The 24,028-nt window shown below is 28.5% G+C and carries 31 protein-coding genes; all 31 read left to right on the top strand.

Annotated features, from left to right (window positions below):
• Positions 1–160 precede the first annotated feature (160 nt).
• The gene (locus tag ACYUDJ_RS15375; protein ID WP_043032341.1) at positions 161–643 is read left to right on the top strand and encodes a helix-turn-helix transcriptional regulator; all 483 of its coding nucleotides are present in this window, start codon (positions 161–163) and stop codon (positions 641–643) included.
• A gap of 41 nt (positions 644–684) precedes the next feature.
• On the top strand, positions 685–969 hold the full coding sequence (locus ACYUDJ_RS15370; protein ID WP_243249031.1) for a hypothetical protein: 285 nt from the start codon (positions 685–687) through the stop codon (positions 967–969).
• A 232-nt stretch (positions 970–1,201) separates the two neighbouring features.
• Positions 1,202–1,669, top strand: a complete 468-nt coding sequence (locus ACYUDJ_RS15365) for a phage terminase small subunit P27 family (protein ID WP_033063276.1) — start codon at positions 1,202–1,204, stop codon at positions 1,667–1,669.
• Positions 1,666–3,360: a terminase large subunit gene (locus ACYUDJ_RS15360; RefSeq protein ID WP_043032338.1), complete on the top strand. Its 1,695-nt coding sequence runs from the start codon at positions 1,666–1,668 to the stop codon at positions 3,358–3,360. Before ACYUDJ_RS15365 ends, ACYUDJ_RS15360 begins: the two co-directional genes overlap by 4 nt.
• 201 nt (positions 3,361–3,561) lie before the next feature.
• Complete coding sequence (locus tag ACYUDJ_RS15355) at positions 3,562–4,800, top strand: phage portal protein (protein ID WP_043032336.1); 1,239 nt, start codon at positions 3,562–3,564, stop codon at positions 4,798–4,800.
• On the top strand, positions 4,793–5,392 hold the full coding sequence (locus ACYUDJ_RS15350; protein WP_043032335.1) for an HK97 family phage prohead protease: 600 nt from the start codon (positions 4,793–4,795) through the stop codon (positions 5,390–5,392). The genes ACYUDJ_RS15355 and ACYUDJ_RS15350 overlap by 8 nt, the downstream gene beginning before the upstream one ends.
• 14 nt (positions 5,393–5,406) lie before the next feature.
• Positions 5,407–6,537 (top strand): phage major capsid protein, encoded by a 1,131-nt coding sequence (locus tag ACYUDJ_RS15345; protein ID WP_080333578.1) that lies wholly within the window; start codon positions 5,407–5,409, stop codon positions 6,535–6,537.
• Between the two features lie 45 nt (positions 6,538–6,582).
• On the top strand, positions 6,583–6,867 hold the full coding sequence (locus ACYUDJ_RS15340) for a head-tail connector protein (protein ID WP_043032334.1): 285 nt from the start codon (positions 6,583–6,585) through the stop codon (positions 6,865–6,867).
• On the top strand, positions 6,860–7,231 hold the full coding sequence (locus ACYUDJ_RS15335) for a phage head closure protein (protein WP_043032333.1): 372 nt from the start codon (positions 6,860–6,862) through the stop codon (positions 7,229–7,231). The genes ACYUDJ_RS15340 and ACYUDJ_RS15335 overlap by 8 nt, the downstream gene beginning before the upstream one ends.
• Positions 7,232–7,462 (top strand): hypothetical protein, encoded by a 231-nt coding sequence (locus ACYUDJ_RS15330; RefSeq protein ID WP_043032331.1) that lies wholly within the window; start codon positions 7,232–7,234, stop codon positions 7,460–7,462.
• Between the two features lie 4 nt (positions 7,463–7,466).
• A complete protein-coding gene (locus ACYUDJ_RS15325; protein WP_043032329.1) occupies positions 7,467–7,826 on the top strand; it encodes an HK97-gp10 family putative phage morphogenesis protein in 360 nt (119 codons plus the stop codon).
• Positions 7,827–7,833: 7 nt separating this feature from the next.
• Complete coding sequence (locus ACYUDJ_RS15320; RefSeq protein ID WP_043032327.1) at positions 7,834–8,196, top strand: type 1 periplasmic-binding domain-containing protein; 363 nt, start codon at positions 7,834–7,836, stop codon at positions 8,194–8,196.
• 45 nt (positions 8,197–8,241) lie between these two features.
• Positions 8,242–8,856 (top strand): major tail protein, encoded by a 615-nt coding sequence (locus ACYUDJ_RS15315; protein WP_043032326.1) that lies wholly within the window; start codon positions 8,242–8,244, stop codon positions 8,854–8,856.
• Between the two features lie 65 nt (positions 8,857–8,921).
• Positions 8,922–9,305, top strand: coding sequence for a hypothetical protein (locus ACYUDJ_RS15310; protein ID WP_043032325.1), 384 nt, complete (start codon positions 8,922–8,924; stop codon positions 9,303–9,305).
• A gap of 65 nt (positions 9,306–9,370) precedes the next feature.
• Positions 9,371–9,544 carry a hypothetical protein gene (locus ACYUDJ_RS15305; RefSeq protein ID WP_243249029.1) on the top strand — a complete coding sequence of 58 codons (174 nt, stop codon included), beginning with the start codon at positions 9,371–9,373 and terminating at the stop codon, positions 9,542–9,544.
• Between the two features lie 57 nt (positions 9,545–9,601).
• Positions 9,602–13,183, top strand: coding sequence for a phage tail tape measure protein (locus tag ACYUDJ_RS15300; protein WP_460289656.1), 3,582 nt, complete (start codon positions 9,602–9,604; stop codon positions 13,181–13,183).
• A 15-nt stretch (positions 13,184–13,198) separates the two neighbouring features.
• On the top strand, positions 13,199–14,068 hold the full coding sequence (locus ACYUDJ_RS15295; RefSeq protein ID WP_043032323.1) for a phage tail family protein: 870 nt from the start codon (positions 13,199–13,201) through the stop codon (positions 14,066–14,068).
• 2 nt (positions 14,069–14,070) lie between these two features.
• The gene (locus ACYUDJ_RS15290; protein ID WP_043032322.1) at positions 14,071–15,228 is read left to right on the top strand and encodes a siphovirus ReqiPepy6 Gp37-like family protein; all 1,158 of its coding nucleotides are present in this window, start codon (positions 14,071–14,073) and stop codon (positions 15,226–15,228) included.
• Positions 15,228–16,271, top strand: a complete 1,044-nt coding sequence (locus ACYUDJ_RS15285) for a hypothetical protein (protein WP_043032321.1) — start codon at positions 15,228–15,230, stop codon at positions 16,269–16,271. The genes ACYUDJ_RS15290 and ACYUDJ_RS15285 overlap by 1 nt, the downstream gene beginning before the upstream one ends.
• Positions 16,271–17,275 (top strand): hypothetical protein, encoded by a 1,005-nt coding sequence (locus tag ACYUDJ_RS15280; RefSeq protein WP_043032320.1) that lies wholly within the window; start codon positions 16,271–16,273, stop codon positions 17,273–17,275. Before ACYUDJ_RS15285 ends, ACYUDJ_RS15280 begins: the two co-directional genes overlap by 1 nt.
• 39 nt (positions 17,276–17,314) lie before the next feature.
• Positions 17,315–17,686: a hypothetical protein gene (locus ACYUDJ_RS15275; protein ID WP_043032319.1), complete on the top strand. Its 372-nt coding sequence runs from the start codon at positions 17,315–17,317 to the stop codon at positions 17,684–17,686.
• Between the two features lie 2 nt (positions 17,687–17,688).
• Positions 17,689–17,880 (top strand): hypothetical protein, encoded by a 192-nt coding sequence (locus ACYUDJ_RS15270; RefSeq protein ID WP_043032318.1) that lies wholly within the window; start codon positions 17,689–17,691, stop codon positions 17,878–17,880.
• Positions 17,881–18,211: 331 nt separating this feature from the next.
• The gene (locus ACYUDJ_RS15265) at positions 18,212–18,784 is read left to right on the top strand and encodes a hypothetical protein (RefSeq protein WP_043032316.1); all 573 of its coding nucleotides are present in this window, start codon (positions 18,212–18,214) and stop codon (positions 18,782–18,784) included.
• 68 nt (positions 18,785–18,852) lie between these two features.
• A complete protein-coding gene (locus ACYUDJ_RS15260) occupies positions 18,853–19,056 on the top strand; it encodes a BhlA/UviB family holin-like peptide (RefSeq protein ID WP_043032314.1) in 204 nt (67 codons plus the stop codon).
• A gap of 8 nt (positions 19,057–19,064) precedes the next feature.
• Positions 19,065–19,259 carry a hypothetical protein gene (locus ACYUDJ_RS15255; RefSeq protein WP_043032313.1) on the top strand — a complete coding sequence of 65 codons (195 nt, stop codon included), beginning with the start codon at positions 19,065–19,067 and terminating at the stop codon, positions 19,257–19,259.
• 42 nt (positions 19,260–19,301) lie between these two features.
• Positions 19,302–20,066 carry an N-acetylmuramoyl-L-alanine amidase gene (locus ACYUDJ_RS15250; protein WP_043032312.1) on the top strand — a complete coding sequence of 255 codons (765 nt, stop codon included), beginning with the start codon at positions 19,302–19,304 and terminating at the stop codon, positions 20,064–20,066.
• 244 nt (positions 20,067–20,310) lie between these two features.
• A complete protein-coding gene (locus tag ACYUDJ_RS15245; RefSeq protein WP_043032311.1) occupies positions 20,311–21,027 on the top strand; it encodes a DUF3800 domain-containing protein in 717 nt (238 codons plus the stop codon).
• A gap of 14 nt (positions 21,028–21,041) precedes the next feature.
• The gene (locus ACYUDJ_RS15240; RefSeq protein ID WP_043032310.1) at positions 21,042–21,671 is read left to right on the top strand and encodes a hypothetical protein; all 630 of its coding nucleotides are present in this window, start codon (positions 21,042–21,044) and stop codon (positions 21,669–21,671) included.
• 646 nt (positions 21,672–22,317) lie between these two features.
• Positions 22,318–22,515 carry a hypothetical protein gene (locus ACYUDJ_RS15235; protein ID WP_043032309.1) on the top strand — a complete coding sequence of 66 codons (198 nt, stop codon included), beginning with the start codon at positions 22,318–22,320 and terminating at the stop codon, positions 22,513–22,515.
• Between the two features lie 2 nt (positions 22,516–22,517).
• On the top strand, positions 22,518–22,763 hold the full coding sequence (locus tag ACYUDJ_RS15230) for a hypothetical protein (RefSeq protein ID WP_043032308.1): 246 nt from the start codon (positions 22,518–22,520) through the stop codon (positions 22,761–22,763).
• Between the two features lie 191 nt (positions 22,764–22,954).
• Positions 22,955–23,779 carry a hypothetical protein gene (locus ACYUDJ_RS15225; RefSeq protein WP_043032306.1) on the top strand — a complete coding sequence of 275 codons (825 nt, stop codon included), beginning with the start codon at positions 22,955–22,957 and terminating at the stop codon, positions 23,777–23,779.
• The last annotated feature ends 249 nt before the right edge of the window (positions 23,780–24,028 follow it).

Raw genomic sequence — 24,028 nt, 5'->3', positions numbered from 1 at the left:
TTTAGGCATACGTATAAAAGCTATATATATCAATGCTTTCAAAGGGTTTTGTTAATAAATGCTATTTTATATTTTTACAGTAAATTTAAAAAGTTAGAAAATATAAAAAAAATAGCGTAGCACTTTACAAAGCAAGTGCTACGATAATGAGGTGAAAAAATTGGCAAGAAGTGATAGCTTTGAAGACATAATTGAAAAGCGTCTAGATGAGATAGAGCAATGGGTTGAAAGTAATAACACGGATAAGGAAATAGCTGAAAAGTTAGGAATTGCATATTCCACTTTTAGGAAATATAAGAGCAATAACGTAGCACTTAAGAGCCGAATTGCTACGGCAAAGGACAAGAAGAATCAAGAAGTTGAAAAGGCATTGTATAAATGTTGTATTGGATATCATTACTATGAAGAAGTAGTAACAAAAGTTAAAACAGAAGATGTAGTTGATGGACAAATAGTAACAAATGAAGGTGTTGTTATTAGTAAAGTTAAAAAATATAAAGGCCCTGAGTTAAATGCAGAAAAGTATTGGTTGAATAATAAAGAGAAAGCTAAATGGAAGGAAGACCCACACAAGGTTTCAAATGATAAGAAACTTACTAAGCTTAAAGAAAAAGAAGTTAACTCAAAGGTTATAGAGATATAGTGCCTCTATATAGAAAGTGTACCGAATGTGGTAGGAAAGTAATGCAAGGTAAGCTATGTAAGTGCGAGCATAAGAAGAGGAAGGAAAGATATAAACAATATAAATATAAAAGGTTACAAGATTTAAAGGAGAAAGAAAGACAAAGGTTTTATAGTAATAGTTTTTGGTTAAAGTTATCTGAGAGTATAAAGAGACATTACGTTGGCTTGTGTGTAGTATGTTGGGTTAAGGGTTTCACACAAGAGAGTGAGTATACACACCATATTGAAACTATAAAGGATAGATTTGATTTAAGACTAGATGAAAATAACTTAATACCATTATGAGATTGTTGTCATAAGAAAGTTCATAGGTTAATGGATAAAAGTTATAAGGATAAAATTATGATACAGAAAGCTTTAAAAGATTTAATAGAAAAGTTTAATAAGGAATTTTATTAATGCCCCGGGGGAGGGTTGAAAATTTTTATACAAACTTAGAAAGTCCCTGGTGCCCTCTCAGTCGCATAAAATTCCCAAAATGAAAGTTTTAAAACTTAAAGTAAAGAAGGTGAAAAATATGGCTAGACCATGCAAAGTAATAGACAGTCAAAGTAGACATAATACAAAAGCTGAAATTGAAGCTAGAAAAGAAAAAGAAGAAAGAATAAAAAGTCTAGCTGATAAAATTGAGAAGCCTCCAGAATATCTTTCAGAAAAACAAAAAAATATATATAAATTTATTGTAGAAGAATTAAAAATGACTGGAATATTAACTAATCTAGATGTCTATATTTTATCTACATGTGCAATATCAGTAGATAGATTAAGAACTATAGAAACAATAATAAATAAAAATTTAGGTAGTTTATGCAATAAGGATTTAATGTCAGCTAAAGATAAATATACTAAGGATTTATATAGATGTTGTAATGAATTAAGTTTATCTCCACAGAGTAGAGCAAAACTTGGAAACTTAGCATTGAACAATAAGGAAGAACAAGAGGATCCATTATTAAAAGCCTTAAGAGAAGATGATGAAGATTGATACTTCTAGATAAAGCTTTAAAATATTGTAATGATGTTATTGAAGAAAAAGAGATTACGACTGATGAAGTGAAGCAACAATGTGAAATGTTTTTATGTGATTATAATATAAATCAATATAAAGAAGGGTTTGAATTTTGCTTTAGTGAAAAAAAACTTAAAAAAATAAATAATCTTTTGAAATTGTTTAATTATGCTACTGGATTTGTGGCTGGTAAACAAGTATTAGAAAATTTAGAAGGGTTTCAAGCTTTATTTATTGCTGCCATTTTTGGATGGAGATATAAGAAAAATAAAAAGAAGTTTAGATATAGAGATATAGTTTTATTTATACCTCGTAAAAATGCAAAGAGTTTTATAGCAGCTTTAGTAATCCTCCTTTTAATGCTTACAGAACAAAATTTTAGCGAATTCTATAGTATATGTATAGATAGGGATTTGGCAAAAGAAACAAGAAAAGCTATGGCACAATTAATTGCATCAAGTCCAGATATTAAAAAACATTTTTTTGTATCAGATAGTGAAATAGGTATAATTAAATGTTTAATAACTAATAGTTATTATGTCCCGAGGACTGCAAAAGCAAATAAAAACAACTCTATAAGACCTGCATGTTTTGTTGCTGATGAAGTAGGAGCTTTTACAACAAATGATAATATTCAGGCAATGAGAAAAGGTCAGTTAAGTGTATTAAATCCAATTCAAATGCAAACAACTACTGCTTATGCTGAAAGTGATTCAATTATGTTGGAAGAATTAGAATATGATAGAGCTGTATTAAATGGAGTTGTTGCTGATCCAAAGTTATTTTGTCTGTTATATTATTGTACAAAAGAAGAAGCTTGGACAGATAGAGGATTATATAAAGCCAATCCTCTAAGAGTTGAAGAAAACTATGAAGAGATTAGAGCAGACAGGGAAAAAGCTAAAATAAAGACGAGTGAACAGGAAGAATTATTGACCAAAAACTTTAATATATTTCTTGAAACTAATGAGAAAAATAAATATCTTGATATAAAGCACTGGAAAAAGTGGGTTATTACTGAGGAAGAATTTAAGCAAAGAATTAAAGGCAAAAAGGTTAAAGTTGGGGTTGATTTATCAGTAACTACAGACTTGACAGCAGTAGGGATAGAGTTTGAAGATGAAGGCATAATTTATTGCAATTCACATGGATTTTTACCAGAAGATAGTTTACCTAATAGAAGAGAAAAGCATATAGATTATAGAAAATATGAAAAAGCAGGTTATTGTGATATTCATTCAGGAATGACAGTAAGCTATACGAAGGTTGAAGAATATATACGAAATATAGAAACTGAATATGAATGTGAAATTGACGTAATAGTAACAGATCCAATGAATGCAAAAGAAATGATGGAAAGGCTTGCAGAGGATTACGATGTTGTACTATTAAAGCAAACTTTTACTAATTTAAGTCCTGCCACAAAGGAATATAGAAAAGCTGTATATGATAAAAAGATAAGATATGTTAAAAATGAACTTCTTGACTGGAATATGAATAAAGCAAGTACTACTAAGGGGAAAGCTGATGATGAAATGCTTATTAAGGAAAATAAAAATAAGCAAAGAATTGATATGGTTGTAGTTTTAATATTTGCTTTTACAGAATTATTAGGAGGAGATACAAATTATAATCCAGTGGATGAATTAGAAAAAACAGATTGGTAGGAGTGAGTAAAATAAAAAAGGAGTTTAAAAAGTTAATAAATATATTTAGAAAGAAATTATTTATAGCTGATATGTTATTGATAATTTCTTTTTTTATAGTCTTTTTCACCACATTTACACTAAATAAATACATTGCAATGTACTTATTAGCAATTGCTTTATTTAGTATGAGCTATCTTATACAAAAAGGCAGGTGATTAAATGATATGGGATAAGATAGAAAAAAGAAATAATGGAGATTTATCTAAATGGACTTATACAAGTTTATTTGAACAAGGATATGAAGCAAATAATAAGAAAGAAATAACTTATTACTCATGTGTAGATATTCTAAGTAAGTCCATTGCAAAATGTCCATTACAGGTTAAGAGAGAAACTGAAAAAGGTGAAGTTGTAGAAAAAAAGCATTGTTTGTATGAAAAATTAAGGTTAAGACCAAATCCATATATGAATGCAATTGATTGTATGAAGGCTTTTGTAGCTTTATCCATAGTTAAAGGAATGAGTGGACTTTATATAAATAAAGATAAGAGTGGAAGAATAGAAGGTTTATATCCAGTTGCAATTTCTAATATAACAATAGATAACATGGGTTTAATAAAGAGCAATAAAAAAAATAAAATATTATATGATTTTTACATGCTTAGTGATAATAATTTATACAGCTGTTTTGAAAAAGACATTATTTTATTGAAAGGGTACACTGAAGATGGTATAAATGCAGATTCTATAACTAAAATTTTAAGTCAAAATTTAAATACTTCAATTAAAAGCCAAGAGTATTTAAATAAACTCTTTTCTAATGGGTTAACAAATAAAATAGCAGTACAGCTTACATCTGATATTAAAGAAGAAAAGGAACTTAAGAAAATACAATCAAAATTCGATAGGATTTATTCTAGTAATGGGAGAGTATTTACTATACCTGCTGGATATTCCGTGAATACATTAGATTTAAAGCTAGCTGATGCTCAATTTGAGCAATTACGTAGATTATCTAAAGAAGAAATTGCTGGTGCTTTAGGTGTACCTCTTAGCAAGTTAGGATTTATGAAGGAAAATGCTAAGAGCGAAGAACAGGACAATTTAAAATTTTATACAGATACACTACTTGTGTATTTTGAACAGATAGAACAGGAAATGGACTGGAAACTATTAACTGATACAGATAGGAAAAAAGGATATAAAATAAGATCTAATACAAATGTATTGCTAAGAACAGATAGTAAAACACAAGCAGAAGTTATAAATAGCTATGTTAGAAATGGTGTTTATGACTTAGACATGGCAAGAGGAATTTTAGGTGTAAAGAAACTAGGAGGAGATCCTATAATAACATTACCTTCAGGGCAGGTTTTATTAAAAGATTTATTAGCTGGTAATGTTAGTTATTCAAAAAAAAATAAAACTGATAATGGAGGAGGTGAGGAAGATGAATAAAAAGAAAGAACTTAGAAGTATAGAAAAGTTTGAAATTAGAGAAGTGGAAGAAAATGATAATACTATTGAATTAGAAGGATATATTGCTAAGTTTGATACTTATACAGAACTTTGGAATAAGTATTATGAAAAAATAGATAGAAATGCTTTTGATGAAACACTTTCAGATGGACACAACATATTCTTAGTATATCATCATGACATGAGTAAGGTTCTTTCCTCAACTAGGAATAATACATTAATCTTAACTACTGATGATATAGGTTTAAAGTTTAAAGCTATTATTAATAAAAAACTAACATATGCAAATGATGTATATGAATTAGTAAAAACAGGAGAATGTAGAGGGTGCAGTTTTGGATTCTATATCTTAGAAGAAGATACAAACTACAATTCTGAAAAAGACGAAGTAAGAAGTACTTTATTAAAGGTTGAACTATTAGAAGGTACAATAACTCCTATTCCAGCATACGAGGACACAGAAGTATCTGCAAGAAATAAAAAAGAACGTATGAAGACTAAGGGTAAACCTTCTGATGAAAATGAAATAGAAAAATTAAGAACTAAAATTTCAATAAATATAAACAAATAAGAGGAGGAATATATATGTTAAAATTTTTAAGAGAGATGTTAAATAAAAAGAAAGCTGCTAGAACTAAATTAGTAGAGAGGGCTAATATTACAGAAGACATAAAAGAATTAAGAAATATAAATGATGAAATGACATTTTTAAATAATGAAATACGAGAAATTGAAACGAAAATAAATGAGTTAGAAAAAGAAGAAGAAGAAAGAGCTGCAGAACAGGAGAAAAGAGAAAAAGAAGACTTAGAAAATCAAAAGAGAAGAACTAGAAAAGAAGGAACAAATGAAATGAGAGCTATGACAAAGGCTGTATTAGGACAAAAATTAACAGAAGAAGAAAGAGCAGTAGTAAAAATATCTGACAATCAAGCTGTAGTACCAAAACAATTTATAAATGAATTGGAAGAATTAAGAAAGGGATTTGGAGCATTAAAACCTTTATGTGATGTTATTCCAGTAACTTCAAATTCGGGGACTAAACCATGTGTAGATTTGGATCAAGGAGATGAATTGACATTAGTATTAGAAGGTGATGATATAGAAGATGATTCTTTGGCTACTACAGAAATAGATTATAAAGTTGACAAGATAGGTAAACTAATAAAATTATCTAGTGAAGTTGTAGATGATGCTGCAGTTGATATAGAAAACATGGCTAAAACCGTATTTTTGGAGAAAGCTGTAAGAAGTGAAAATTCTAGAATATTAAATACTATAAATTCTAATGCTGCACCGTTAATACTTGATACTGATGTAGATTATAAAGCTTTTGCTAAAGAAATGGATAAACAAGTACCTGCTGTAAAAGCCGGATTAATTACTTTAGTTAATACCACTTTATATTCTGAATGGAAAAATGCTGAAGATAAACAAGGGAGAAATTTAAATCTTATAACCAATATAAATGGACAAGATTATTTTAATGGGAAACCTATAGTGGAATTTGATGATTCTTTAATAAAACTTACAGAAGGAAAAACAAAAGTAGCTTACATGGTGAATATGAAAGAAGCTGTAAAGTTTTTTGATAGAAAACAAGTTACAATAGCTAAAGCTGAAAAGTTTGAAAATGATACAAAGATGTTAAGAATATTAGAAAGAATAGATGTTAAAAAAGGTTCTACAAGAAGTATAAAGAAAATAGAGTTTTAATAATTGGGTAGCTTAATGCTACCCTTTTAATAAGTAGGTGATAATATGACGGTTGAGGAAATAAAAGATTATATCATAGTTGATGATGAATCTGATAATCTCCCAGAAGAATTAATGGAAATAAGCCAAATATATATAGATTCTATGGTAGGAGAAGGGTATAAACAAGATGAAAAAATGGTTAAATTAGCTAGTTTGTTACAAAGGAAACTTTGTGTTGATATGTACGAAAACAGAAGTACAGAAGTACCACAAAATGTCAAACAGGATAGAATTACAACTAGTATACTTGACAAATTAAGTAACTATGATGGTGATATAAATGTTTAAGGTTAATATAGGAGATTTGAATAAAAGGATAGTTATACAAAAATATATAACTACACAAAATGAAAATGGATTTGATATAGAAGAATGGATAGATTATAAAGCTATTCGGGCATCTATGAATAATCTATGGGGAAAAGAGTTTTATGCAGCAAAGGCAGTACAAGCAGAAAATACAGTAGAATTTATAGTTAGATATTCTAAAGATTTAAAAAATATAAATACTAAAGAATATAGAATTAAAACTATAAAAGATAAAAATGCTACAAAAGAAAAAGATAAATATAGATATTTTGATATAACTTTTATAGATAATATACAATATAAAAATAGATGGCTTAAGATAAAGGCTATTGAGGTGATATAAATGTGGGATAAATATATTGATGATAAATTAATAATGAATAGTGCTAGAGAAGCCGAGGAATATTATTTTGAATGTATAAGAAGAAATATAAATAATAAAATTAAACAAGCTTGTGAAGAGGGAAACCGTTCAACAGATATCAAGCTTATTCCTAACAATATACAGCAAGAACTTAGAGATATAGGTTATGCAATTATAAATACTTCACAGAACACTATAATAAGGTGGTGACATAATGGCCGATGGAATAGAAATTGAAGGCATGGAAGAATTAACTGATATGTTACAACACATGACCATAGATGAAACTGACGAGAAAAAGGCTGTAAGGGAAGCTATAAAACCTATAGCTGATGAGCTTGAGAAGAATACAACTAAGAGAAGTGGTAAATTAGCCAAAGTAAAAGAAAAAGTTAAAAAAGAAGGATTAGCAACAGTTGGAGAAGTTAAAACAAAAGAATTTTATGATATTTTTGAAGAATTTGGAACAAGCATGGCCAAGCACAATATAGGATATTTCGAGAGAAGTGTTAAGAACACAGAAGATGAAGCATTAAGTATATTGGCTAAAGAATTATTAGACAAAGTGAGGTAGATTATATGTGAACATAAAGCAATATCTTTTAAAAGTATTAAATAATAAAGAAATATTGGATTTATTACCAGATAAAAAAGTATATTTTCTTCATGCTAATAATTCAAATAAAGACTTATATCTTGAATATGAGATTATAAATGAATATGGTGCAGATTATTCCGAAGGGAAAGAAGATTATACTACTTATGTGGTCCAGATAGATATATTTTCTACTGGAGATTATACAGAATGTGAAGAGGTAGTAAAAAGAATAATGATACAAAATGGATTTAACAGGGACATGGCAGCGGATTTATACGAAAAAGAAACAGGTCTAAATCATAAACCTATGAGGTTCTCGATAGATTTGCCGACTAGCAAAGGCTAGTCTTTTTTAATGCAAAAAATAATTTAAAAAGGATGGGATTAATATATGGAAGAAAGAGTAGAGCAGGTAGTGCCAGTAGTTGGTTTAGAAAAGTTATATGTAGCTAAAATAACTAAAGATGATATAACAGGAACAATATTTGAAAAACCAAGATATTTAGAAGGGGTAAAAGAACTAGGCATTAAACCTAAAATTACAACAGATGAATTTTATGCAGAAAATAAATTATGGTTGAGTGAAAGCACGTTAGCTAATATTGATGTCGAAGTAGATATAGCAGATTTAGGGACACAAAATGAAGCTTTTTTATTAGGACATAAGTTAGCAACGGAAGGTGGAATAATTTACAGCGATAATGATAAAGCACCAGATGTAGCACTTTTAGCAAAAGCTAATAAAGGTAATGGCAAGGCTAGATATATTATACTTTATAAAGGAACATTTAGTATAAGTGATGAACAATACAAAGGTAAAGAAGGAAAATCTAATTTCCAAGCTAAAAAATTAAAAGCAACATTTGCTCCACTACATTTTAATGGTAGATGGAAATATAAAATCGACGAAGAAGAAGGTATGACAGATGAGAAATTCTTTAAAGAAGTAATAATACCAACAGAAAAGATAGAAATTACGGAGAATAAAGGGACTGAAGAAGCTTAATATATAAAGGTTGATTAATTTGAATTAATCTGGCATAAATTTTATTGTTGAAAGGATTAGATAATATGTTATATAAAGCAAGAAAAATGAAAATAGGTGAAAAAGAGTACTCTTTTAAAATGACAAATAAGACAGTTTTAAAAATAGATCAAAAATATGGAAATTATGCACTTGTTGTAAACGGGATAATGGAAGGAAAACAATTTTATAATAATGCAATTAAATTATTAAGTTGTTGTTGTGTAGATAAAGAAATAAAAGAAATTGATGGAGAAAAAATAAAAATAACTAAAGAATTTACAATAGATGAATTAATAGAAAATTTAGCACCAGAACAAATAAATACAGAATTAATTGACTTTGTATTAAATTTATATTGGGATTACATGGGAGTAAATGAAACAGAAGAAATCCAAGTGAAAGAAGAAAATGAAGATAAAAAAAACTAAACAACCAATCAAAGCATAAATATGAAATTGACTTTGATTGGTTGTTTTACGTAGCACATACACATTTGAATTATACAAAAGAAGAGTTCTGGAATAGCACTTTTAAAGAAATAGTTGATATGTGGAACTTACATTGTAAATTTAACAGATGGCAAATTAAAGATGATAATGAAGAAAATAATTCCACAAGGGATGCAAGTTATAAAAAAGTAAATATAGAAGATATTCCATTTCTATAAGATAGGCGCTCAATAGAGTGCCTTTTTTTATACAAAGATTTAGAAAGGAGGTTAATAATGGCTAGTAATGTGGAAAAACGAATAACTGCGAAAATGGTATTAGATAGTAGCGGCTTTAATTCTAGTTTAAAAGGTGTAAATAGCGAACTTAGAAATGCTCAATCGCAGATGAAGTTAGCTAGTTCTGGTGTTCAAGCATTTGGAAAAAACAGTGAAAGGCTAAAATCTGTACAGGAAGCATTAAGTAAGCAAGTAGAATTACATTCTAAAAAAGTAGATATATACAGTAAAGCTATAGAAAAAACTAAATCTAAACTAGATGATAATATAAAAGTTAGAGATAAATTAAAAAAATCTTTAGATGATGCCAATAAAAAGTATGAAAATGCAGTAAAAACATATGGGAAAGAATCCGAAGAGGCTAAAAAGGCTAAAGCAGAAGTAGATAAATTAACAGAAGAACATAAAAAAGCAGAAAAAGCAGTAGAGTCTAATGCAAAGAAAATACAACAATACGATACTAATCTAAATAAAGCACAATCTCAAATGACCAAAGCCCAAGGGGAACTAAAAAAAGTAACAGAAGAACTAAATAAACAAGAAAACAAATGGGTACAAGCAGGCAAAAAACTAGAAGATCATTCTAAAAAACTAAAAGACACTGGGAAAAATATAACTGATGTAGGGAAAAGTATAACTACAAAAGTATCAGCACCTTTAGCTGGATTAGGAATAATAGCAGCAAAGACGACAGCGGACTATGATGACAGTATGAGCCAATTAAAGGCTATAACCAATTCTAGTACAGAAGATATGAGAAAAATGAGTGACCAGGCTAAGGATTTGGGTGTAAAAACCAGGTATAGTGCTAAAGAGGCAGCAGATAGTATGGTAATGTTAGGACAAGCTGGATATAGAACAACAGAAATTATGAATACTATGCCAGCAGTGTTAAATTTGGCACAGGCGGGTGCTATTGATTTAACAGAAAGCACAGATGTGTTAGTATCATCTATGAGTCAATTTGGAATTAAAACAGAAAACGCAGCGCATGTAGCCGATGTATTAAGTCTTGGAGCCAATAAGGCTAATTTGGGAGTAAATGATATGGCCGAAGCATTAAAATATGCTGGCAGCATGGCTAATACGGCAGGCTGGAGTATTGAAGAAACTGCAAGTGCTATAGGTCTTATGTCTAATTACGGAATTAAAGGTAGCCAGGCAGGAACTGCATTAAGAGGTGCTATTTCTAGATTAGTTAAACCTTCAGAGGCTTCAGCAGAGAAAATGGAAGCACTAGGAATTAAGGTGTTTGATAATAATGGCAAAATGAAAGCTTTAGGTGAGGTTATAGATGAGGTTAAAAAGGGAACCTCTGAATTAACAGAAGAACAAAAAATGAATGCACTTGTAACTATCTTTGGACAGGAAGCTATAGCAGGGATTAATGCTCTTATGACTGAGGGCGGAGGTAGTATAAGAAAGTATGCGGATGAACTAAAAAAAGCTGATGGTAGTGCAGCAAAAGCAGCTCAGACAATGGAAGATAATATGGGTGGTGCTTTTAGAAGTTTAAAATCTGCAATGGAAGGTGCAGCAATAAGTATTGGTAGTGCAGCAGCGCCAGCAATAAGAGAAATTACAGATAAAATAACAGAATTAACACGAAAATTTTCAGCATTAAGTCCGGAAACACAAAAAAATATTGTTAAATTTGGAGCATTTGCTATTGCTACTGGCCCTGTTATAGTAGGAATAGGAAAAATAGCAACTGGATTTGGAAGTATTTTAAGTGTTGGAAGTAAGGTGGCTGGAATAATAGGCAAAGTAACACTTGCTACAAAAGGAGTAGAAGTAGCAAGTGCGACGGCTGGAGCTACAATGGCAACAACAGGAGCAAAAGCAGGATTATTAAGTACAGCATTTGGTGGAGTTAAAGGCGCTGGAGGTTTGGCAGCAAGTGGAGTTGTAAAATTAGCAGGAGCATTAGGAATGTCTGTTCCTGTGCTAGGCATTGCAGCGGTAGGAGTAGCAGCAGTAGGATTTGGGGCATATAAATTGCACCAAAATTTAAAGCAAGATGCAGTTCCAGCCGTGGATTTGTTCGATAAAAAACTAAAAACAACAAAAACAACAGTAGATCAATATGGGCACAAAACAACTGTGGCAACGACTAAATTAGTTAATTTTACAAAAGAAACTAAAAAAGCGGTTGGAGCGTACATGGAAATAGATAAGAAAGCTAGCAGTGCTTTAACAAGTTTAGTAGTAAACTCGGATAAATTTACTAAGCAAGCTAAAGATAAAGTTCTTAAAAATTTTAGTGATATGAGTAAAAAATCTAGTTCACTTTCCAATGAACAAAAAAACACCATGACAACCAATTTCAAAAAATTGGTCAGTGATACTGGAGTATTAACTAAGAAAAATAAGGACGAAATTATAAAGCAGTACTCAGCAATGGTTAATGGAACAAAAGGTCTTACTAAAAAACAAAAGGAGCAAACTATAAAAGATTTTGCAGATACTTTAAACAAAAGTACTGCAATTACAAAACAACAATCTTCTAATTTGCAACAATTATACAAAGACATGGGGGATAAAATTAAGGTTGGATTAGATAAAAAGAAGGCGGAAGAATTACAAAGCCAGCAAGAATTTTTTAGCAGAAGTAATGTTTTAACCACAACAGAGGAAGCTAAAATATTACAAACAACTACAACCAGCTGGGAAGAAAAGAAAAAAACAATTGATGGATTACAAAATCAAATTAATTCAATTATCCAACATGCAGCAAATAATCATAGGCAAATTACAACAGATGAAGCCAAAACGATAGACAGTTTACAAAAGCAAATGAAAGAAAATGCAGTTAAAACACTAAGTACATCTGAAGTTGAACAAAAGGCGATAATGGAAAGGCTAAAAAACTATAATGGGAGAATAACAGCAGAGCAGGCTTCTGATACAATAAAAAATGCAGAAAAGCAAAGGCAAGGCGCAGTAGATAGAGCTAATAAACAGTATGATGGAACTGTGAAACAAATAATAAAAATGAGAGATGAAAGTAAGGTTATAACAAAAGACCAGGCTGATAAAATGTTAAAAGAAGCAGAAAGGCAAAGGCAAGGATCTATTAGTAAGGCTAATGAATTAAAGGCTGGAGTTGTTGGACAAATTAAAAAGATGAATAGCGATACTCTTAAAGACATTGATACAACAGACGGACACATAATGACTAAATGGGAAAAGTTAAAGAGTTGGTTTGCTAACAACCCAATTGTAAGATGGATTAAGTCTAAAACTAGCGGAGACCCCGAACCACAAAAAAAATGGACAGGAGATAGATACTTTAGCGGAGGGCTTACTTATTTACATGATGCTCCAGGTAGAAATAGCAATTATGAACTTTACGACCTCCCAAGAGGAACTAGAATATTTAACCATGATGCAAGTCAAGATTTGGTTATGCAAACCGCTGAAAGTGTAGCAACAAAGGTAGCTAATAATGTATTAAAAGGATTTAGCGGCAGTAATGGAATAAATGTAGTACAAAATATATATAGTCCAACTCCAAGTCCTTCAGAAGTAGCAAGACAAACTAAAAATAATTTAAGGGAACTAGCCTTAAGCTTTTAAAAGTGAGGTGGTGATATGAATAAAAGAGAAAAAATTATATATGAAAATGAAAAAGGACAACGGATAGAATTTTCTATTTGGAGTCCTTTTTTCTTGCAAAATATAGATGGGATAAGTGGATTAAAAAATACTATTTATAGTAATAAAGGAATGGGACAAGATGGAAGCACCTGCGTAGGAAGTACCTTAGATGACAGAAATATAGTTATCCAAGGTGCAATTATAGATAATAAAGAAATTAATAGGGAAAAATTATTAAGCATAATAAACCCTAAATTACAGGCTAAATTAATTTATACAGATGGGAATGTAAGAAAATATGTGGAATGTATAGTAGAAACTGCACCAGTAATAACTAAAGAGAATAAACCTAAATTCCAAATAAGTCTTTTATGTAATAATCCATATTGGAAAGATTATATTGACAGTAAAGTCAATATAGCGTTATGGAAGGGAGATTTTCATTTCCCTTTAATAATTCCAATTGATAAAGGCATTACAATGGGGCATAGGGAACCTTCTTTAATAGTTAATGTGCTAAATAATGGACAGGTTAAAACGGGTATGATAATAGAATTCTTTGCAAGAGGAACATTAAGCAACCCTAGCTTATTTAATGTAAATACTAGAGAGTTTATAAAGATTAATAAAGGAATGGTTGCAGGAGAAAAATTTATAATAAATACTAACTATAGTAAGAAAAAAATATTACAAGAGCTTAATGGGGTTACAACAGATATATTAAATTATTTAGATATTGTTGGCGGAGGAGATGCATTCCTGCAATTAGAGGTTGGAGATAATTTATTCCGTTACAATGCAGATAGTAATTTGGATAATCTAGAAGTTAATATATATTTTAGTCCACAATATTTGGGGGTGTAGTTATGGAATTATATATATTTAACAGAGATTTAGAATTAATAGGTATATTAGATACTTTTACATCTCTAAGATGGATTAGAAGATATTTTAAAAGTGGAGAATTTGAATTACATTGTGCTTTAGATTGTAGTACATTGGAATTGTTAAAAAGAGATAATGTAGTTTATAAAAAGAATGATGTTGAAGCTGGTTATATAGAAACAAGGCAACTAAAAATAGGAGAAGATGGACAAGAATATTTAGAGATTAAAGGTAAGTTTTTAACTAATTATTTAGATAGGCGTATTAGTTGGGATAGGGTTAATTTTTCTGGAAAGACAGAGAATTTAATGAGGGAATTAGTTTATTGTAATGCTATAAATCCAACTAATTTAGATAGAAAAATACCCAATCTAATTCTAGGAGATTTAAAAGGATTTAACGAAGATATTAAATATACTAACAGCTTTGGAAATATAATAGAGCAGTTAGAAAATATAAGTAATACAAATAATTTAGGATATAGAAATATATTAGATATAAAAAATAGAAAAATATTATTTGATGTATATAAAGGTGTTGATAGAAGCATAAATAATGGATCTATAGCACCTTGTATTTTTTCTAGGGATTTTGAAAATATTTTAGAACAGGAATACATGGATAGTTTAAATAATTATAGAAATACAACATTGATAGCTGGTGCTGGAGAAGGTAAAGATAGAAAAATAACATATATAGAAAATGGTAAAGGATTAGATAGATATGAGTTGTACGTAGATGCTAGAGATATAACTGATAAAGAGGAAAAGAAAAAAATGGTAGTGGATTATGATGAAGAAGGTAATGTTACTGGAGAACATGAGGAAACAGAGGAAGTTGAAATCACTTGGGAACGGTATAAACCTTTGTTACTTCAAAGAGGTAAAGAAAAATTAGAAGAATGTAAGGAAATACAAACCTTTGATAGTAAGATAAACGTATTAGGTAATAACAAATATAAAGTTGATTATGATTTAGGTGACATTGTAACTATAGTAGATAAAAAGTGGGGAATAAGAATAGACACGAGGGTAACGGAAATAGAAGAAGTTTATGAAGAAAAAGGGTTAGAGGTTAATGTAGTGTTTGGGAATAACATTCCTACAATTATAGATAAAATTAAACAGGTGGTGAGATAGTGGAAAAAAGCAGCTTTTTTAATGCAATTATAGATCAAAATGGTACTCCCGATAGGGCTTATCTAGCTGAAGATTTTGCTAAATATTTTAGTACTTTTATAGGAAATGGTGTATTCCCTAATCCAGCAAACCAATTGCAAGTAGTTGCTGTAGATAATAATATGCAGATAAGAATTAAAGCAGGGTTTGCTTGGATCAATGGGTATATGTATCAAAATACAGATGACTATATTTTGAAGTTAGACCCAGCAGATGGAGTATTAAATAGAATAGATAGGATAGCTTTAAGATTAGATTTTTTAGAAAGAAAGATTAAAGCGGTAGTAAAAAAAGGACAATATGCAAGTAGTCCAGTTGGAGTAATGTTACAACGCGATGCGGATGCTTATGAAATTGCTATAGCAGATGTATATGTAAGAGCTGGCGTTATATCTGTAATGCAAAGTAATATTACAGATACAAGATTAAATTCAGAGCTTTGTGGTATAGTGCATGGAACAATAAAACAAGTAGATACTACAGAAATATTTAGGCAGTACCAAGCTTGGTTTTTAGAGAATAAATCTAAACATGAAAAAGACTTTGAAGTTTGGATGAATGAATTTAAAATAGTCACAGGAAAGAGATTTACTGATTGGGTGGATGATTTGAAAAATTCTCTAGATCCCAACGAAGATATTGCCGCACAATTGCAGATGCAGATATCAGAAAATAAGTTACAATTGGTTGATATTGCGAAGCAACATGAAAACTTAGAAGAAAGCATAAATAAAGATATTTCTAAAATAATAGAAAAATTGGAATGTTACAGTTCATATGCAAGCGATAAAGACATTAATGGTATTTATAAAATAGTTACATTTAAAAGAAAAGATGGAACTAATTATATGGTATCTAAACTAAGTAATCCTGATAGTAACTATGATTATACAAAAAATACATGGGAATTTAAGAACGAAACAGGTACTATAACTATAAAAACTTACACATGGACTTTCACATATGATACAGATGGCAATATAATCAACAGGGTGGTGAGCTAGTGTTTGGAGAAGATTTATTAAAATATCATGGTATTGGGATAAAAAAAAATGAATATAAAAAATATAAAAAAGTAAGAGAATTTTATATATCCAATGATAATTCGGATTGTTATTCTCCTCATGGTACCTTTTCGGATAATGTTTTTACAGGTTTTAAATCAGATTATGATAATAGACAGCTTAAAATTATGCAAATGAATGTTTTACATGACAATGATTTTCACCAAACTTTAGCTTTAGATAATTTGAGATTACACAGTTATCCTCAATCTTCTTTAAACTATAAATTTGCACTTTTATATGACTGGGATTCAATAAAAAAAGGTTATTTATATATATTCAATAAGTCAGGAACACAAGTAATAAAAAAAATAGCTGAAGGTGATATATATAATCATGGTTTGACTAGGATTTTAGATGATCCAGTAACAGGCAATATAGCAGTAATGTATAGTTGGGCCGGAAGATCATTTTACTTAACAATATTTGATAGAAACCTAAATGTAGTTAAAGAGGAATTTTCAGTTGTTACTGATGGGCCTGTTTTTAAAGACACTAGTTTTTTTTATAATAATTATATTTATTCTTATAACAGAACAGGTTACGATTTTGTAAAATATGATTATAGAACTAATACTATTGTTGCTTCTTATAGTGGACGTAATAATGCTTATAAAATTGTATCTAATGTTTATGCTGAAAAAATATATCTGTCTGATATAGGTACTGTTTTAGATTTTAATTTAAATGAAATAAATAAAGTTGGTTTTTATGGAGAATTATATCCACCGGAAGGATTACCGAATTTAAATGGTAAAGGTATATTAATTGATCAATATGGTTTTGGTATAGAATATTTATTAAATACTAAAGGATTAACAGGAAGAGTATTAACGGAACTACCTCCTATGAGAAGCAGTGATTTACCATATAGATATGCCACTAGTGATTTAAATACAATTGTTTTTATAAAGTCAAACTATATAAGAGTGTTTGTGCGTTAACGTTAATAATCATAAAAATAAAATGAGAGAGGTGTAATTATGCTTTTAGAAGCTTTTGAAAAGATAACAGATGAAAAATATAAAATAAAATCTATTCATTTTATGCCATTCGACGAAATTTATGGACTTCACAAATCAAAAGAGGAAATTGAAAGGGAAGGTGGTGTATTTATTGAAGAAATTCCAGAACCCGAAAAAATAAAAGGGAAAAGTTCTTCTAGATATTGGAATCCTAAAACAAAAAAAATATTTTATGAATATGAAGATATTCCAGATTATGAAGAAAATACTTCAAAATCTAAAGAAGAAATACAAGAGGAAAGAATAGAAAAATTAGAAAATGATATAACTATTTTGCAAAATAATTCTATAGAACAAAAATATAATGAATTAATGAAAGGGGTTAAATAAATATGTTATATGAAATATTAAAAAGTCTAATAGGGAAAAATGCTTTTGAGAAGGAAGACATGACAAATAAGTTAAATGTATTTTATACTTTTAGTCAAATAACTGTAGAACAATATGCAGAGCTTATGGGAGAAGTTAGTCCAAACACAAAAGAAGATGAGGGAGATACTCCAGAAGAAGTTGTGACACAATAGATAAAAATTGTGACACATAATTGAATATAAAGTAAGCATAAGTTAAGACTATAGATAGTCTTTTTTTATTGCTTAAAATGAGGTGGAAATGTGAAAAAAATAGATGGAAGTATCATGTGCATAATTAATTTTATAGTAAGTCCATTATTGTACTTGAGTATATTGTTACCTCTAGTATCTTCGTTTAATATTAGTATCAAGATATTCCCTGTAACAATGATAATTCATACTATTTTATTTTGGGGATTTATTTTGTATCTAGAAAAAAGAAAATAATAAAAGGATTTTTTGTTCTTTTGTTTAATACATAATTCGGAAGGATGTGTTATAAATGGAAGAACAAATGAAAGAAGTACTTCAAAGAATTGATTACTTAGAAAAACTAATTAATACTATTCAAAACAATATAAATTCAAACATGCAATTATTTGTTGCAATGTTAGCATTGGTGGTTGCACTTGTAAGTGGAGCAATATTTTTGCTTGTCAAATATCTAGTAAATAAAAGGGTGGATACAGAGTTAATAAAAATGATCGAAAAAAATCCACCTACATTATATTATCAAGGTATTTTAAATAAAATTTATAGCGTTTGTGATGATAAACATAATTGGTTTTCAGAAGGAATTATATCTGTTGATTTAAACAAATTTAATATTAAATCTTTGGAATTCCCTATTCAACTTGATTTGTTTTATTTTAAAGATGATAGCTTTAAAATGGCAAATAGAATGGGAGAAAGAGAAGATAAAAAAGTTAAAATTAAAGTGGACTTAAAAGAATATGAAGCAAATTTGGAAAATAACTGTATAAAAATAAATTATAAAGACTTTTTCCCACATAAAGAAAACAATATTTTCTGGACTTTAAAAATACCTAATCCTAAATATAAAACAATACTTTAATTATACTATCAAGCAAGGACTTGTGTTAAACAGGTTCTTTTTTTTATTTTTAATAAAAGAGGTGTGAAATGGAAAATGAAATAATTAAATTAGTAGCTAGTCAAGGAGTGTTTGCAATATTTTTTGCTTATCTCCTTTTTTATGTATTAAAAGAAAATTCAAAGAGGGAGGGAAAATATCAGGATATTATTTCCACACTTACAGATAAATTTAGTATTTTAGATGATGTTAAAAAAAGTGTAGATAAGATAGAAGAAAAGTTAGAAAGGTAGGTTTTTACATGGAATTTTTAAAACAATTTCTACAGATTAAAAAGATAATAGCTTTACTTACTACTATAGTATTTTGTATTTTAGCATTAAAAACTAATATATCAAGTACAGAATTTTTGAGTGTATTTACCTTAATAATAGGGTTTTACTTTGGACAGTCTAGTGCTAGACAAGCAGTTAAGGAAAGCAAAGAGCAGGAATAAACCTGTTCTTTTTTAATTAAATTTACAGGAGGTAATTTTAATATGTTATTTAATTTAAATCCAGGACATACATTAAGTGGTGGAGATGTAGGAACTAGAGGAATAAATGGATTAAAAGAAGAGATATTAACAAGGCAATTAGTAGGAGAAATAGATAAAGAATTAAGAGGCAGAGGGCATAGCACTAACATATGTGGAGTAGATTATGCATCAACATTACAAGAAAGTTTAAATAAACAGGTAGCTTTATGTAATTCAGTAAATGCAGATTTAAATATCTGTATACATTTTAACACTACAATAGGTGGCTATGGATCAGAAGTATATACTTATAGTGGGAAATATTTAGTAGAAGCAGATAGAGTATTGAGACAATTAAATAATTTGGGATTTAGAAATAGAGGAATTAAAGACCAACCCTTGGCACTAACTAAAAGAACTAAAGCCAAAACAATTTATATAGAAGTATGTTTTATAGATAGTTCTGGAGATGTAGCCATACTTAATAAATATAAAATGAATGGAATTGCAAAGGCAATAGTAAATGGTGTTTTAGGTACATCTTCAAATGTAACACCAAGCAAACCAACAAATAATAATAGTTGGATTAATTTAGATGGTAAAACAGGTACAATAAATACACCAAGCGGTGTAAATATTAGGGAAAAGAAGTCTACATCTTTTAAAATATTAGGTGCTTTACCTAATGGTGCAAAGGTTAAACTATATAGAAAAGAAGGAGATTGGATACACATTTATTATCCTCCGCATGGGGGTTATGTCTATGGTAAATATATAAGATATTAATTTAGAGGGTAGTTACAGTTTTAGGCTGTAGCTACCTTTTTTTATTTTCCCTATATTTTTTGCGACTTCTATATTAAATCAATTTAAAAGAAATAAGTCAAATTAGTAAAATACCTTAAATATTAAGGAATTATCAGATAAAATGTTTTTATGGGGTATTTTGACATTTATCTATACATATAACTTAATGAATAATATATTAAGAGTGTAGTATAATGACCATATAATAATAAGGAGTGATAATTTGATTAATATATATTGTGATGAAAGTTGTCATTTGGAATTTACTGATAAAAATAAGAATAATCAAGTATCTATGGTATTAGGAGGAATAAGTTGTCCCAAAGAAGAAGTGAAAAAAGTAAGTGACGAATTGAGGGAAATAAAAAATAGACATGGAATATGGAAATTCAATGAGGTTAAATGGACAAAAGTGTCTGATAATAAAATAAATTTTTATAAAGAAGTTGTTAACTATTTCTTTAATAATCAAAATTTAAGATTCAGAACTATTGTTTTTCAGGATAAGAATAAGTTTAACTATGAAAAATATGATCATAATGATATATATTATATTATGTATTTTTATTTGCTAAGAGAAATGATAAATGTAAAAAAAATTAATAATATATACATAGATAAGAAGGATACAAGAGGAGGAAGAAAAGTAAAAGACCTCAGGGAATGTTTGTGTAATGAAAAATTAGATTTCGATTTTAAACTAATAAATAATATACAAATTATTAATTCTAGTGATAGTGAATTAATGCAATTAGTTGATATATTGATAGGAGCGGTTGGATATGCTAACCGAGGATATATGGGAGAGACATTAAATTCTACTGCAAAATTAGATTTAGTAGAGTTTATAAAATGTAAGACAGGGTATAGTTTACTTAAAACCACATTACGTCAAGAAGATAAATTTAATATATTTATATGGCATCCAATGAAGGAATAGGTGGTGAAAAATAAGTGAATTATTACGGATTAAGTCAGCCAAAAATATTTTCTAATAAAAATATTTTTGTAGACATAAAATCAGAATATGAAAATTTATATAATACATTTATAAGTCCTAAAATAAGACCAAGGTTACAGGAAGTCAAAATATTTATAGAAGATAAGCAAATTCAGGGAATGGAAGAAAGATATTTGCACAGTATTAGTCTTAAAGATAAAGGATATCATGAAAGAATATTACCGTGTACTAATGATGTAGGTTCAATAAAATGTATTCCGCAATGTAATATTAATAATGCAAGCTTTATTTTTAAAAAATTAAATAGAGTTGAGTGTTACTATAGGCTTTCTAGAATTCATTGGGTACCTGAAATAATTGAATATGCTAACAATGGGAATAAAAATACTAAAATATGGAGATATGATTCTAAAGATAGTAGTGGAAAATGGCATTGGAGTAGGTATGTTAGATATCAGGCAGGAATTGTAGATTATTTAATTGTATTTAACGAACTATATGATAAAAAAGATAAAACAAAATTAAATTATTTAGATTTTAGAACAGCATACCCAGTTTTTTTACCGGGTGATAAGAAAAAAATGGACAAGGAATATAATAAATATATTAGATCTATAAAATAAAAAACCGGTCTTCCCAACAGGAATCCGGTGATCTCCTTCTACCATTGGTAGATGAGCTACTTAAAATGTAACATTTTTATTTACAAATGTCAAGTAATTTAGTTTATACTGTTACATTTTCTTATAATGTAATTACACTATATTATAGTATATGCATATAGCTTTACTTTTGCCACAAATTAGAAAATTATTCATTAAAAATATATAAACTATCAATTTTGAGGGTACTTCGATAATGGAAGTACCCTCTTTTTCATTGGAAAAATTATTATAATTTATATAAATATTTCATAAAAAGGTATTGATTAATTATACTACGTGTAGTATAATTATATTTGTAAGGAGGTGTGAAAAGAAGGTGGTCAAATTAATAAGAAAATTAAAAAAGCTTGATAAACTACTGGGAATAGTCATCAAGCTACTAGTAAAAATAACAATCATAATAATGCTACTGAAACAGCTATATGATTTGTTATGAACACAGGGGAGGAAAACTCCTCCCTTACTCTTATAATACCACCTTGAATGATATGAGTAAAGATTTAAAAGTATTATTTAAATTAATGCTAAAGATATCCATAAAATTAATTGTTATAGCTCTATTAGTATGCTTGATATTTAAAATAGTTATGTAGGAGGTTTTCAAGTGGGAAAATCTAAACAGACAATAGCCAATCAAAACTGGGAAAATAAAAATAGAGAGTATGCTAGCTATTTGAAAAGTCGTAGCAGCGCTAGAAGCTTTATAAGAAATAAAGCAACACTAGAGGATATTGAGGAGCTTAGAAATTTATTAAAAGAAAGAGAAGAATTATTAATCGAGAATAATAAAGGAGAGATTTAAAAATGAAAAAGGTGGTTATAAGTTTATTAACAGGCTTACTAATAGGAGCTTCAACTAGATTTGTTAGTGTAGCCAATGCGGTTATACCAGCAGAAGACAATGGAAAAGAAAACGGATATTATATGTATTGCTTAGATAAGGCAAAACCTGTTTGGGTATCTTTAAATAAAGTAAAGGAAGGAGAAAAATTTCTTTACTTAAGTAACCCTAGAGACAATAAAGTAATAAAATTAGTAAAAATAAATTAATAGAATAAAAAAAGAGAGTAGTTCCTTAGTTGGAATTGCTCTCTTTTTTTATGGAATTTTCTATATAGATTGGTATAGTGTTTTAGGGATTTTTATTATATCCAAGATATGGATATTTTAATCAAAGCTTTTATATTTACCTAAGATATGTTAAATTAATATTAATTACATATGAATGGGGGATTAAGTAAATGAAGAAAATACTATCCATATTAATAATAGCCATTTTAAGTATTGGATTAGTTGCTTGTGGTGAAGAAACCGTATTGAATTCAGAAGAAAAAGCATTATTAAATAAGACTTATGGTCAAATGTCAATAGATGAAAAAATAAAATTACATGATTTAATGGCTAAAAACAATTTAACAGAATCAGATGTGAAGAAAATAAAAAAATATATAGAAAATGAAATTAGCGATGAAGGAGAAAAGAAAACTTTATTATATTCATTAGAAAGTAATTTAAAAATAAAAGAAATAAAGTTAACTGATTTAGACAAGCAAATATTAAAGAAAAAATTTAAGGAATTAAAGCCAGAAGAAGTAATTAGACTTAATGATTTAAAAAATAACTTTGATAAAATAGTTAATAAAGAAGATATAAAAAAAGATATAGATAGATTAACTAATGAAGAAGAAAATTTAAGTGATAAAGAAAGTCAAAAAGATAAAGATACCTTTGATGAAATAGAAGATATAGCAAATAATGAAATAGAGAAACTTAAGGCAGGCAAATATAAAAATTATATAAAAGAAGTAAAGTTAACTAACTTATATCCTGTTAATACATTCCAAATCGAACTAATTTTAAAAGATAAAAAGGATTTAAGAGTTGGTGAAGTTACTACTATTAGGAATAACTTATGCAGCACTATAGTAGATAATATGCAAAAGAAAGGTACATTAAATCAATTAAGTAAAGTAGAAATGAGTATTAAGATAGAAGATAAGGATGTAGGTATCTTTATATTTAATAAAGGCAGCGGCTGGGACAAATGTGTAGAGCCTTTAAATTAATAATAAACAAAAACTCTAAAGGGTTAACCTTTAGAGTTTTTTATTTGACGTCAAAAATACGTCAAAAATGGTTTTCTAATTATTTCAATTTGTTTAAGTGAAAAATTTTTTTGTTAGATTAAAAACATTGAATTTACTAGGTTTTTCAAAAGTATTTTAAATTGCTGACAGTATTTACAATATTGTTTTTATAGTATAAAATTATATGAAAGTTGTCAAGGTATAGGGTAAAGCCTAATAAATCTTTTT

This window comes from Clostridium sp. CTA-6, assembly GCF_054768115.1.
Note: the sequence above shows the minus strand (reverse complement) of the source record. Positions and strands in the feature narration are given on the sequence as shown.